Source organism: Leptospira bouyouniensis (genome assembly GCF_004769525.1).
In the GTDB taxonomy this organism is placed as follows: Bacteria; Spirochaetota; Leptospiria; order Leptospirales; family Leptospiraceae; genus Leptospira_A; species Leptospira_A bouyouniensis.
In genome coordinates, this window is record NZ_RQFT01000003.1 from 541,312 (window position 1) to 553,082 (window position 11,771).

Here is an 11,771-nt window from a genome sequence, read left to right on the forward strand (position 1 = left end):
CGAGAATCTATTTTTTAGGAAAAACAAAGGAGAAAATGGAACCACCTTTCGGATTGGGTGCTACACTGACTTCACCTGAATGGAGTCTTGCAATGTGTTTTACGATCGAAAGCCCAAGTCCCGTGCCTCCCTCTTTCCTCGAGCGATTGGTATCAACGCGGAAAAAACGTTCAAAGATTCGTTCGGCATCTTCCGCAGAAATTCCAATCCCTTGGTCGATAACTTGGATTACGTTAGATTCTTCTGTCGTGGAAGCTTTTACGATCACACTAGCACCTTCAGGACTATATGCTGATGCATTCGAGATTAGATTCACAAGTAAATCTTCCAAGAGCAAACGATCTGCTTTGACCTTTAATTCAGGGGGAATATCCAATACCAAATATTGTTTTTTTTGGGAATAAATGACACCCAATGATTCAGAAACATTTTTTACCAAGTCATAGATGGGAACATCAGTGAGATTCAATACCGTTTTGTGGTTTTCTAGTCTCGAAACAGTTAACATATCTTCAACAATACGAATCAATCGATCTGTATTTCTTAGGATTGCATCTAAAAACTTTCGCTCATTCGAATCGGGAGCCAATTTCAATTTGTACTCTAACGTTTCTGCATAACCTTTGATCGATGTGATAGGTGTTTTTAATTCATGAGATGCATTCTGAAAAAATTGTTCCCGAATCATTTGATTTTGTCGGTCTTCTGTGATATCTGAAATCACTCCAATGTAAAGTTGGACCATCGCATCCGATTTAATTGGATAAATTCTTGCTGTATAAAAATGAAGTCCATCTTGGAATTCAGTTTTGCCTTCTTTTCCTGATTTTATTTTTTCAGATATAAAACTTAGTAGTTCTTTGTTTTTAATAAACGGAGCAAATTCTTTAAATTGAGAATTCTTTTGAATGAGAGTTTCTGAAATATTTCGATTCAAAAATAAGAATTTCTGATTTCGGTCGATTGCAAAAACTCCTTCCTTTAAGTTTTGGAGAAGGTAATTAAATTTTTCTTTTTCGACAGTGAGATCCAAAAATTGTAATTTAAGTCTCCTTGCCATTTCATTGATTGAAGAGGTAAGAGTTGCCAACTCACGGATATCAGGCGATGATAACTCAACACCAAAATCACCAGCATTGATTTCTTTTGTTTTTTTCTCTACAGTGGCAAGTGGGTCAGTGATCCGCATTGCAATGTTGGTGGAGATATAAAAAGTTCCAAAAATGGTAATGAGAACAAATCCAAAAAGGATCAGCGGACGGACAGCAGGAACCACTAAATCATAAATATAAAATACACCTAGGGCAAGTGTCAGTAGGACAAGTAGTAGGCCCCAGTTGAGTAAAAGTAGTGTAGAAAAAAAACTACGCATCTCGGAATCGATAACCGACTCCGCGAATCGTTTCGAGTCGTTCTTTTTCGGAGAGTAATTTGTCTCTTAGTCGTTTGATATTAACATCTACGGTGCGATCCGTAACAAATACATCTTTGCCCCAAATCCGATCTAACAATTTATCTCTTGAAAAAGCCACTCCTGGATTTCCAGCAAACAATTGTAATAATTTGAATTCAATCAGCGTGAGATCAATTTCTGTCCCTTCGACAAATACTTTGTGTGCAGTCGGATTGATTTGGATTTTTCCAGTCGTGATGGTACCTTGGACTTCTTGGTTTGGGTCAGTTGTACGCCGAGTTACAGTCCTTACACGAGCGACTAGTTCTCTGATATTGAATGGTTTGCGGATATAATCGTCGGCTCCTAGTTCAAGACCTAGGACAACATCAGTTTCGCCCGTTTTTGCAGTCACCATAAGGATCGGAATTTGTGGGTATTTTTCTTTGATACGTCTGCATAAATCCATCCCACCAATTCCAGGTAACATTAAATCTAAGATGATTCCATCAGGTAGGTTTTTTTCTAAACGAGGGAGGACTTCCATTCCATTATGGCAAACTTCCGTTTGGAAACCTTCTTCTTCCAAATGGAATTGGATAAGGCCTGCAATGTCTTCTTCGTCATCTACGATCAGTATTTTCATGAATATATTTCAAAGTAACAGAGATTCGTTACAAAAAGAATACAAAAAGATTACAAAAAATCGAATCCTTTTTATTTGCTTAACATTTGGTTTATATCTCGGATTGCTTGCCTTTGGCGAAAAAGGATGAGCCCTAAAAATCCAGTAAACAACAGGAAGGCGAGAACATAGACCCAGAGTAGTGATTTGAGTCTTGCTTGTTCTTTTTCAATCGCTTGGATTTCTTCCAAATGAGAAATGAGAAAGTAAAAATGGTCAGCTTTCGGGTATGATTTTTTTATTTCTGCCCGTAGTTCGGAAACAAGAACCTTTGCATCTTCCTTAGAAAGTGATTCTACGAAACGAATGGATTTGTCCAAATCCATATTTAAAAATTCTTCTGCCGAAGGCAAAGCCTCTGCTGATACCGAAGTGCCAATAATAAATATGAGGGAAACAATAAGACCTTTCACGAATGATTAAACCTCTTCAAAGCCAAGTTTCTCTTTCCATGCATTCAGAAAAGGAATTCTTGTATTGAGGAGTAAAAAGCCAAGAACCAAAGAATAAAAACAGAAAAACAAACTTGAACTGATCAGGAGAGGCAACAAATACATGGAACTTTCATCTTGTTTGATCGAAAATAACATGGTTCCAAATGGAATGAGTAATAAGATAAAGGATACGAACAAAGAGGAAAACAATAACTTGAGGGGTAAAATTTGACCTAACACTCGGATGCGAATGATAGAAGGAGCATCAATTTCTTTCAGAAATGGATCTGGATGGGTGAACAAAGTTTCCAGATTTCCTTTCTGTTTAGCCTTCGATTTCATGTGACCACCATTTCCTCAAAAGTTCTTTTCCTCTCGAAATATGACTTTTGATTGTATTGAGTTTGATGTTGAGATCGTTCGAAATTTCCTTTAAGGGTTTGTTTTCAAAATAATGCAAAAGGATAGGCAACTGGTATGACTTAGGAAGTTTTGCGATCAGAGAATGTAAAATATCGTGAGTTTCTTCTTTATCTAATACATCCGCCACTGAAGGTTTAGAATTGTCCGCTAACGTTGTTACATCGTCTGTCCAATCAGTGATTAAGTGTGTTTTCTTTTTGTTAACTTTTGTTAAGCGAAATTTGGCTATTTGGAATAACCAAGTTGAAAACTGAGCTTCTCCACGAAATAAACTTAAAGATTCATATGCTTTGATAAATACTTCTTGAGTGAAATCTTCGGCTTCTTCTTCTGAAAGAAATGCCTTTCGTGCTTGGGAATATACCATTCCCTGGTACCGTTTCATGAGTACCTCGAATTGAGAAACATCCCCACGTAAGACTAACTGAATTGAATTCCAGTCTTCATCATTACACTTTCGTTTTGTCTCTGTTACCTGTGTAGTTTGTAAAAGGTCAAGAGACCGAGTCCAATTGCGAATGGGATTAACCCTCCTAACATCGCCATAGAACGACCTAAGACGAGTATAAATACAAACGATAAGGCAAATCCAGTGAATGTCAACAAAAGACCCACGAAAAAAGAATACAATCTGATGTCAAAACTCCAGGGTTTGTACTGTCCTGATTGGATGAGTGCCATTTTTTGTTTATGCCACCACTGAAACAAAAAAAACAAAAATGTGGTACCGAAGATAATCCCTATGTGGGGAACTAAATATAAAACCAATCGATAGGGGTCTGACCCACCTTGGTATTGAATTTCTTTTAAAATTGAAATGATGGCTTCATACTGCTCTGGAGTCATGAAACGGCTTCTCCAATTAAATTTGATGCATAAGATCTTAGAAGTGATAGACCTTCTACTTTGTCACATTGAAAAATTTGAACTCCAATATTTGTTGTGTCATTCTCCCCTTTTTTAAGACTTCTTAAACTTCCAAAAAAAGTATACGGAGAAGAATTGATTTTGAGTTGGAATGAAACAGGGGAACCAATGGGTCTTGATTCTATATTGGAACCTTTGGGCAATGTGATACCAATTCCCCTTCCATCTTGACTAATGTCTCTAACAGGAGTTGTGCGAATAATTGTTTCCCAATCTTTTGCATAAGCAAATTCAAGTTGGAAAACAAATTCTTCTGCTTTTTGGTCTAAAAATAATAATAATGGTCCTATGCCTTCTGGACCTTCGATGTCTGATTGTAACGAAGAATTTCCTAGATCTGGTAAGTTACTAATAATTTCAAAATAACCCAAAAGGACTTTTCCATTCGAAAAAAATGGAAAAATCAAAGTGGATTTTGTATTATTCAGTAATAGAGAATCCAAGTACGATCGCACGTAAATTTCACTTAATTTTTTGGGACTATAAAAACCTCTATCGGTATAAAAAATTCTGCGATTCGCATCACGCACGTAATATGGCGCTTTGGAAGTAGCAAGTGCCTCCATGAGTTGGGTATCCGCTGCATAATAAAAACCAATTTGTATTTTTTTGATAAAATACCCGAAATTGGTGAGTACTTGTTCCAAGTGAACTTGCCATTGGTTCAATGCTTGGTTGATGATGGAAGTTTTTCCGTATATGGAAATGACCGTTCCTAAATCTGCAGTTTGTGCCATTTGTAGTTCGTATGCAGAGATATCTTCAATAGCGGCTCTTTTGGCAGAACGTTCCAATGGTTCGATTAGAATTTCGTAGACTTGCAATAAATCATCTTGGTACGGATTGACTGGTTTGACACGCAATTCCACTCTGTTTTCTTTTAAGACACAGACCAAGGATTTGGGTTTAGAGAGCATAGGTTCTGTTGTTTCGATGGTGATGTGGACTGATTTTAAGATATCATTGACTGCCACAGGACTCGTAAAAGTAAACTTTTGATTGGTGTCACGATCTTGAAGGATAGTTGCAGTGAGCTTGGAAACGATCCCTAAAAGTGTCCTTTGGTCGGTCAGTCTGTATTTTTTCATGGTCTAAGGAATATGATACGTAAAATTCTATTTTTCGCCATAGTTTTTCCATCCTTTTTGCCACTCTTGGCAGAAAAACCAAGGTTTCAATATTTTGGCAAAGCATACGACCTCAACACCGGAAAATACGTTTATTCAGATAATCATAAAGAATATTATAATAATGGAAAACACACCCATTCCGAAATCCAATACAAAGATGCAAATGGGAAGGTATTTGGATCCAAACACATTGAATTTGATCAAAATTCAGAAGTACCAACTTTCAAAACTGTTGATGAAAGGGATGGTTATACTGAAGGAGCGGATGTAAAAGGAAAATCGGTTCGTTTGTTTTATAAAAGGAAAAAGGAAGATCCACTTTCTGAAAAAACTTACACTCCAAAAACTCCTGCAGTAATGGATGGGGGATTCGATTATTTTGTCAGAAACCATTGGGATGAATTGTCACGTGGTGAAAGACTATCTTTTCATTTCATCGCTCCTGTTCAGTTAGATGATTATAAGTTTGCAGTTTTGAAAATCAAAGATGGAGAATGGAAAGGAAGACAAGCCCTCTATCTACGATTGGAGATTGATAATTTTGTTTTAAAACAAGTCGTAAAACCATTTTTACTAGTGTATGATGTCCAAACACGAAGGATATTACAGTTTGATGGTCTTTCTAATATTAATGATGAAAATGGGAAAAGTTTAAAAGTAAAAATTGTATATGATTATCCTAAGGAAGTTTTGGAACCTTGACAAAAAGGAGTTTTGAACAATTTTTTAAAAACCCACGTTTATGGAGGGAAGATTTAATCGCAGTAGGGGGAGATTTTTCCGTTGATCGATTGTTATACGCATATACTCACGGAATTTTCCCTTGGTCTGAAGATCCGATTCGATGGTATTGTTTGGATCCTCGTGCCATATTTGATATCAACCGAGTTCATTTTTCTAAAACTGTCCTAAGAAAAGTCAGACAAAACAAATTCCGGATCACCTTTAACGAAGCCTTTCCAATTGTTATGCAAGCATGTGCTTATCGAGAAAAAGATAATACCTGGATCACTCCTGGATTTATCGATGGGTATATTGAGCTTCACAAACAGGGCTGGGCACATTCGGTGGAAGTTTGGAACGCAGACAGTATCCTTGTCGGCGGTGTATACGGGGTAGCGATTGGAAAATTCTTTGCTGGTGAAAGTATGTTTTCCTTTGAGTCAGATGCAGGGAAAATTGGACTTTTTCATTTGTTTGGCAAACTGAGAGATTCGAATTTTGAATTATTCGACACCCAACAACTCAATCATGTGACCTGGCAATTGGGTGCTTACGAAATTCCCAAATTATCGTATTTGGATCGTTTAGAGAAAGCCGTTACAAATGTTGTTCCTTGGGTCATTCCACCTTCACGCGGCTAATTTCATCCAATTCCACTTTCCAATGTTTTTGGACTTCCTCTGTAGTCGATACCCATTCTTTATCGCCTAACTTTGGACTTTTGTAAGGATCAAACTTGGGATGGTTTTCAAAAAATTTAACAAGATCTAGTTGGCTAATTGTAGTTCGGAATATTTCAGCTTCCTGGATTTCCGTTTCTGGATTTTTTTCACCTTGGATGAAAAACGGTTTGGAAAGGCTGAGAGACAATCGATGGAAATGGTGAAGGTTTAAAGCATATCCAATCCGTAACATAACTAAACTTTGGTACTCTGTTAGCACTTTACGATATTCGGAAGGATCGTTAAAGGTTAACGCACTATTGCTACCGTACGTGATATGAACTTCGTTCTGGTTGTCTTTGTCCACACCTGTTTCCACTCGTTTGAATTCTGATCCAAGTATCTTTGGCAAAATTTTCTCAGAAAAGATTGTCAGCGTTTCTTTGTTTTGATCACGAATCGATGTGATTTCCTCTTTCGTGATCTCGCTTGGTCGACAAGCAGAGAACAAAACAAGAGTTATGATCAAATTGAGAACTAGATTCATCTTAATTATGTTTTGACTTAATTTTGGCAAATTCAACATCAATGCGACCCGTTAACATTTTAAAGTACATGATCCAATCCGAAATAAAGGAATAAATCGGGTAAGTAAAGGTAGCTGGGCGATTTTTTTCGACGAAAAAATGACCTACCCATGCAAAGAAATACCCACTAACAAGTGCCAAACCTAAGATGTAGAGTTTACCAGTTGCAATAAATCCTAGAATACAACCGAGTGCAAGGCTTGAGCCTATAAAATGTAACGCACGGTTAAACGGATGACTATGCTCTTCTAAATAGAATGGGAAAAAATCTTTGAGTGTTTTGTACTTCTTTTCCATAAATTGGTCCTTTCACTAAACCATAGTCGATCTTTTTACTTTGCCAACTCAAAAATCATTCCAAATATTAGAGTTTGTCCCTAGTTTTTCAATCTATATTCGAGAATTCAGATATGATTTTAAAATAGAGTTGCGCGTTAGTGGGTACAAACTAATGTGCATTAACATTTAGAATCTAACAGAGAGTTAAATTTAGCAGGAAAGCAGGAGATTGTATGAAACCTAAATCGATTAAACCGGATGAGCTGAACAAGATTTTTTCCGAATTAAAAAAAGGAGAAGAGTCTGCCATCGGAAGTTATTTGGTAAAAGGAGTTCGTCTTCAAATCAGTAAATACAATTTATCAGGTGCCGAACGAGTTCAATTGTTATACAAAAGAAGAAGGGCACAAGGATTGTGTATTGTATGCGGAAAAAAAGTCACAAAGAAAAATCCATCTACAGATCAACTCTATAGACTCTGTGAAGAACACCGCAATAAAATTGATAAAGGTTCTAAATAACCAATTAAATGGTAGAGTTTCCCGCCTTTCGTTGCGGGAGCTCCCGCCAAACTGATTCCCTTTCCTCTTCGGTCATACTTGACCAATTCCCAATTTCCTCAATGGTTCGGTAACATCCGGCGCAAAGCCCAGAATCCGGGTCCATCATACATACTTTAATACATGGTGATTTTCGAGACATAGACCTGAAAATAGTAAATTTTTATAAATTTTCCTAAGCTAGTTTGGGAATCCGTCGATCCTTCCCATAAGGGAAAAGGAATTCGCATGTTGGATTGGGTTGAATCACTAAGAAGTTTATTTACTACAGAAATAGACTGTTACAAGCGCCTTTTGGATTTGGAAGGCAAAAAAAGAGCGGCAATCCATGTTGCGGACGGCAAAACTCTCGAGTCCCTTGTCAAAGAAAGTTATCATATCATGGTCGAAGCCTCTGAACTCGAACGAATTCGGATGAAAACCATTGAAGACGTCTATGAAAAGGAAAAATTCCAAAAAGACGAATCATCAATCACACTGACTCATTTTTTAAACCATATGGACCGTGAGTCCAATTTTAAACTCAAAACCTTTGCATTGGAACTTAAGAAGGTTGTTGCCGACTTAAAAGATGCCATCATCACAAACGAAAAACTTCTTAGGACCAGAAAAGAATTTTTACAAGCAACCGTTGACTCGCTACAAGAGTTATCTCGTGAAAAAGTTTATACATCACACAAACAACCAACAAGGCGTGGGCAGAGCCAGAAAGGCGCGATCATTTTGAACGCGACTGCCTAGGAGAATCGTATGGGATCAACATTCCAAGGTATAGAAATCGGAAAACGAGGACTTTCGGTCCACCAACAAGCGATCCAAACCACAGGTCATAATATTTCCAACGCGGATAACAAACATTATGCGCGACAAAGAGTTGTCATGAATAGCATGGATCCCATTTATGATCCTGCGTTTAATCGTGCAGAAGTACCTGGCCAAATTGGCCAAGGTGTCAAAATCTCTGAAATTGAAAGAGTTCGTGATAACTTCATCGATGACCGTATCATTGATTCTTCATCTCTGAAAGAGTATTGGGGTAAAAAAAATGATTATTTGTACCAAGTAGAAACCGTTTTTAATGAACCTACAGGAACTACACTTCGTTCCATGATGGATCAGTTTTGGTCCTCTTGGGAAGACCTGTCGAACTACCCAGAAGAAACAGCTCACCGTGCTGTGGTTCAGGAAAAAGCAGAAGCACTTGGTTCACGGATGGAAGATGTTTACAGAAAACTTTCCCTTCTACGTGACCAATCCAACCGTGAAATTGAAGCGAAGGTCAATCATCTCAATACAGTTGCGGAAAACATAAAATCTCTCAATGAAAAAATTACCAAATCACAAGCATTAGGTGATAATCCAAATGATCTTTTGGATAGAAGAGATGAACTTTTACAAGAACTCGCTGGTATGGCAGACATTACCATTGGTCGTAGTGATGAAGATGAACTTATGGTATTCATAGGCCAACAAATCCTCATCCAAGGGCAAAAAGTTCATAAAATTGATTTGGTAGGAAATCCAAATAACGATGGACTTTTGGATTTGAAATGGTCAGAGACAGGTGATACGGTTCTCCTTCGCAAAGGAAGTATCCAAGCTTTATATGAAATCAGAGACCGGATCCTCGTTGAAAAAATCAATGCAGTAGATGCTCTTGCGATCAATGCCATGGATGTCATCAACGAAATCCATAAAGATGGATTTGGTCTCAATGGTAAAACCAATGTAAACTTTTTTGAACAAAGAGCACTTGCCACAAATACCTTTGGGGAGATTGACACTGATGGCGATGGTCTCAATGACAAAACCGCAGTGTTTCGTGTGACAGGTCGTACCTCTCTTGATCCCGATCGCCCGATTGGAATTTCAGGAACAATGCGTTTTTTAAAGGCAAGCCCTGGTGGTGAAACTGAAATTTTAGTTCCTTATTCGAAAGATGATACCTTAAATGCGATCATCAAACGAATCAATCGTTCAGAAACGGGAGTTGTTGCTTACATGTCGCATGACAACCAATTGGCGCTAAAAGCGACAACAAACCCTCACGATAAAAAAGAAAACTTTATGATTCGTCACTTAGAGGATTCTGGAGAACTCCTTGTGGGTCTCACTGGAATTTTAACTGCCTCTGGAGTATCGGGATCTTTTGATTATCGTAAGGTTGGTGAGATCAATAAATTTCAGTCAAACGCACAAGACATCACTCTCACACCGATGTATCACCCTTCATCATTCTTTAAAATGTCAGAAGATGTGAGAAATAATCCTGCAAACATTGCAGCGGCACGTGGTAAAGATGTCAACGGATCCGGTGATTATAATTCACCTAACGGCCAAAAGGACGGATCCAATGCACTTCTCATTGCAGCTGCCTTACGTGAAAAGCCAGTGATGTTTGATTATTCCAAAACAACGGATGATTTTTACAATTCACTCATTTCAAGGCTTGGAACAGAAGCACGGGAAGCGAAACAAGAATATACCACTCAAAATGAACTAATGGTTGAGTTGGAAAATATGCGTCAATCTGTAATGGGTGTAAACTTAGATGAGGAGATGGCCAATATGGTCCAGTTCCAACAATCGTACAATGCATCCGCTAGGATGATCTCAACTCTCAATGAAATGTTAGATACCATCATCAATAGGTTAGGTGTATAATCATGATCAGAATCACTAACATGATGCAAAACAATTCCTTGGTGCGGAACTTAAACCGCCATCAAGTAGCAATGGACGAAACCCAAACCCAATTGGGAACAGGTTTAAAAATCCGAAAACCATCAGATGATCCTGGTGCAGCCACAAACCAAATGTATTTTCGTTCACGCCTCAACGAACTTTCTCAATATGAAGAAAACATTGGGGATGGATACCAAAGACTCCAACAGGTTGATGGTGTTCTGGATAAGATGGGTGAAATTTTCCAACGAGTGCGTGTTTTGACAGTACAAGCTGGAAATGGTATTTACCAAGGTGACAAAGGTTTTGAGCTCGAAGTTGCGATTGGAAAAGAGATCGATCAACATTTAAGAGCAATCGTTGACCTTGCAAACGCTCGTGATGCGACAGGGCAACCCTTGTTTGGTGGTCATGTGATCGAAAGACCTCCTTTTGAGCCAATTGAATCAAAAATCAAAGGACTACAAGGTTTAGAACTCAAAAACCAATATGTGGGTGTGGAATATCGCGGTGATATTGGGGAACAACTCCGTGAAATTGAAAAAGGGGAATATATCCCAATCACCATCCCTGGTAATAAAGTATTTTGGGGAACAAACGTCAGTGTGACATCCAAAGTAGATAACTCTGCATACCAAGCTACTTCCGACCAAAAGTTTAAAATTGATGGTGTGGAAATTCATATCTCTGTTGGAGATACTATTGATGATGTAATTGATAAAATCAACAATGCTCCCTTGGAAGTGAAAGCAAGTAAACTCGCCCAGGATAACATTTCGATCTCTTCAACAGCACCACACCAAATTTGGTTGGAAGATGTAGATGGTGGTACTGTATTGCGAGATATAGGTCTCATTGAACCTAGCGCGAGTGAACCACCTAACAATTTTTCCAAATCTGCTACAGTAACAGGACTCTCTGTATTTGATGTTCTTATCCAACTTAGGAATGACCTCATTCAAAAAGACCAAGAAAGAATTGGTGGTCGTGATTTAGGAGACTTGGATTTAGCATTGGAAAACATTTTACGTCACCGTGCTACAATCGGAGCTCGTATGAATCGTTTGGAACAACATGAAGAACGAGTATCTTATGATAAAATGTACATGACCGAACTTCTTGCTAAAAATGAAGGGATCGATTTTCCGGAAACCATCATGAACATGAAGTGGTTAGAAACAATTCATAGTTATGCGCTCAATGTTGGATCAAAAATCATCAAACCAACTCTGATGGATTTTCTTAGGTAATTAGAGCATAATGACAGGCACGTTAGAAAGATT

Annotated in this window: 16 protein-coding genes; 6 read left to right on the plus strand and 10 right to left on the minus strand. The window is 38.0% G+C overall.

Going from position 1 to position 11,771, the window contains the following annotated elements:
- Positions 1–7: 7 nt before the first annotated feature.
- The 7 genes from EHQ43_RS04195 to EHQ43_RS04225 form a co-directional block, all read right to left on the minus strand.
- Positions 8–1,372 (minus strand): HAMP domain-containing sensor histidine kinase, encoded by a 1,365-nt coding sequence (locus tag EHQ43_RS04195; protein ID WP_135739984.1) that lies wholly within the window; start codon positions 1,370–1,372, stop codon positions 8–10.
- Entirely contained in the window at positions 1,365–2,039 is a 675-nt protein-coding gene (locus EHQ43_RS04200; RefSeq protein WP_135739983.1) for a response regulator, read from the minus strand. Before EHQ43_RS04200 ends, EHQ43_RS04195 begins: the two co-directional genes overlap by 8 nt.
- Before the next feature lie 71 nt (positions 2,040–2,110).
- Complete coding sequence (locus tag EHQ43_RS04205; RefSeq protein ID WP_135739982.1) at positions 2,111–2,491, minus strand: hypothetical protein; 381 nt, start codon at positions 2,489–2,491, stop codon at positions 2,111–2,113.
- 6 nt (positions 2,492–2,497) lie between these two features.
- Positions 2,498–2,854 (minus strand): hypothetical protein, encoded by a 357-nt coding sequence (locus tag EHQ43_RS04210; protein WP_135739981.1) that lies wholly within the window; start codon positions 2,852–2,854, stop codon positions 2,498–2,500.
- Positions 2,838–3,320 carry an RNA polymerase sigma factor gene (locus tag EHQ43_RS04215; protein WP_135739980.1) on the minus strand — a complete coding sequence of 161 codons (483 nt, stop codon included), beginning with the start codon at positions 3,318–3,320 and terminating at the stop codon, positions 2,838–2,840. The genes EHQ43_RS04210 and EHQ43_RS04215 overlap by 17 nt, the downstream gene beginning before the upstream one ends.
- A gap of 86 nt (positions 3,321–3,406) precedes the next feature.
- A complete protein-coding gene (locus tag EHQ43_RS04220) occupies positions 3,407–3,781 on the minus strand; it encodes a hypothetical protein (protein ID WP_135753420.1) in 375 nt (124 codons plus the stop codon).
- A complete protein-coding gene (locus EHQ43_RS04225) occupies positions 3,778–4,950 on the minus strand; it encodes a hypothetical protein (RefSeq protein WP_135770206.1) in 1,173 nt (390 codons plus the stop codon). The genes EHQ43_RS04220 and EHQ43_RS04225 overlap by 4 nt, the downstream gene beginning before the upstream one ends.
- A 12-nt stretch (positions 4,951–4,962) precedes the next feature.
- Between EHQ43_RS04225 and EHQ43_RS04230 the strand changes: the two genes are divergently transcribed.
- The gene (locus EHQ43_RS04230) at positions 4,963–5,694 is read left to right on the plus strand and encodes a hypothetical protein (protein WP_135739977.1); all 732 of its coding nucleotides are present in this window, start codon (positions 4,963–4,965) and stop codon (positions 5,692–5,694) included.
- Entirely contained in the window at positions 5,691–6,356 is a 666-nt protein-coding gene (gene aat, locus EHQ43_RS04235) for a leucyl/phenylalanyl-tRNA--protein transferase (protein ID WP_135739976.1), read from the plus strand. The genes EHQ43_RS04230 and aat overlap by 4 nt, the downstream gene beginning before the upstream one ends.
- Here the strand turns inward: aat and EHQ43_RS04240 are convergent.
- A complete protein-coding gene (locus EHQ43_RS04240) occupies positions 6,334–6,924 on the minus strand; it encodes a hypothetical protein (RefSeq protein ID WP_135770207.1) in 591 nt (196 codons plus the stop codon). The two genes, aat and EHQ43_RS04240, sit on opposite strands and share 23 nt — an antisense overlap.
- A 1-nt stretch (position 6,925) precedes the next feature.
- Positions 6,926–7,261: an Mpo1-like protein gene (locus EHQ43_RS04245; RefSeq protein ID WP_135770208.1), complete on the minus strand. Its 336-nt coding sequence runs from the start codon at positions 7,259–7,261 to the stop codon at positions 6,926–6,928.
- 215 nt (positions 7,262–7,476) lie between these two features.
- On the opposite strand from EHQ43_RS04245, the gene EHQ43_RS04250 reads away from it, so the two are divergent.
- On the plus strand, positions 7,477–7,764 hold the full coding sequence (locus EHQ43_RS04250) for an LIC10235 family protein (protein ID WP_108960565.1): 288 nt from the start codon (positions 7,477–7,479) through the stop codon (positions 7,762–7,764).
- A gap of 4 nt (positions 7,765–7,768) precedes the next feature.
- On the opposite strand, the gene EHQ43_RS04255 is transcribed toward EHQ43_RS04250, so the two are convergent.
- On the minus strand, positions 7,769–7,945 hold the full coding sequence (locus EHQ43_RS04255; RefSeq protein ID WP_135739973.1) for a DUF1289 domain-containing protein: 177 nt from the start codon (positions 7,943–7,945) through the stop codon (positions 7,769–7,771).
- An 86-nt stretch (positions 7,946–8,031) separates the two neighbouring features.
- On the opposite strand from EHQ43_RS04255, the gene flgN reads away from it, so the two are divergent.
- From flgN to EHQ43_RS04270, 3 genes are read left to right on the plus strand one after another with little or no spacing between them, the layout of a single operon-like run.
- Positions 8,032–8,544 (plus strand): flagellar export chaperone FlgN, encoded by a 513-nt coding sequence (gene flgN, locus EHQ43_RS04260; RefSeq protein ID WP_135739972.1) that lies wholly within the window; start codon positions 8,032–8,034, stop codon positions 8,542–8,544.
- Positions 8,545–8,553: 9 nt separating this feature from the next.
- Positions 8,554–10,467, plus strand: a complete 1,914-nt coding sequence (flgK, locus tag EHQ43_RS04265) for a flagellar hook-associated protein FlgK (protein WP_135739971.1) — start codon at positions 8,554–8,556, stop codon at positions 10,465–10,467.
- Between the two features lie 5 nt (positions 10,468–10,472).
- A complete protein-coding gene (locus EHQ43_RS04270; protein WP_244242667.1) occupies positions 10,473–11,738 on the plus strand; it encodes a flagellar hook-associated protein 3 in 1,266 nt (421 codons plus the stop codon).
- The last annotated feature ends 33 nt before the right edge of the window (positions 11,739–11,771 follow it).

Bases quoted from the DNA above. Each gene is read 5' to 3' on its own strand.
- EHQ43_RS04195 (WP_135739984.1), bottom strand. From the start codon at position 1,372: ATGCGTAGTTTTTTTTCTACACTACTTTTACTCAACTGGGGCCTACTA.
- EHQ43_RS04200 (WP_135739983.1), bottom strand. From the start codon at position 2,039: ATGAAAATACTGATCGTAGATGACGAAGAAGACATTGCAGGCCTTATC.
- EHQ43_RS04210 (WP_135739981.1), bottom strand. From the start codon at position 2,854: ATGAAATCGAAGGCTAAACAGAAAGGAAATCTGGAAACTTTGTTCACC.
- EHQ43_RS04215 (WP_135739980.1), bottom strand. From the start codon at position 3,320: ATGAAACGGTACCAGGGAATGGTATATTCCCAAGCACGAAAGGCATTT.
- EHQ43_RS04220 (WP_135753420.1), bottom strand. From the start codon at position 3,781: ATGACTCCAGAGCAGTATGAAGCCATCATTTCAATTTTAAAAGAAATT.
- EHQ43_RS04225 (WP_135770206.1), bottom strand. From the start codon at position 4,950: ATGAAAAAATACAGACTGACCGACCAAAGGACACTTTTAGGGATCGTT.
- EHQ43_RS04230 (WP_135739977.1), top strand. From the start codon at position 4,963: ATGATACGTAAAATTCTATTTTTCGCCATAGTTTTTCCATCCTTTTTG.
- EHQ43_RS04240 (WP_135770207.1), bottom strand. From the start codon at position 6,924: ATGAATCTAGTTCTCAATTTGATCATAACTCTTGTTTTGTTCTCTGCT.
- EHQ43_RS04245 (WP_135770208.1), bottom strand. From the start codon at position 7,261: ATGGAAAAGAAGTACAAAACACTCAAAGATTTTTTCCCATTCTATTTA.
- EHQ43_RS04250 (WP_108960565.1), top strand. From the start codon at position 7,477: ATGAAACCTAAATCGATTAAACCGGATGAGCTGAACAAGATTTTTTCC.
- EHQ43_RS04255 (WP_135739973.1), bottom strand. From the start codon at position 7,945: ATGTCTCGAAAATCACCATGTATTAAAGTATGTATGATGGACCCGGAT.
- flgN (WP_135739972.1), top strand. From the start codon at position 8,032: ATGTTGGATTGGGTTGAATCACTAAGAAGTTTATTTACTACAGAAATA.
- flgK (WP_135739971.1), top strand. From the start codon at position 8,554: ATGGGATCAACATTCCAAGGTATAGAAATCGGAAAACGAGGACTTTCG.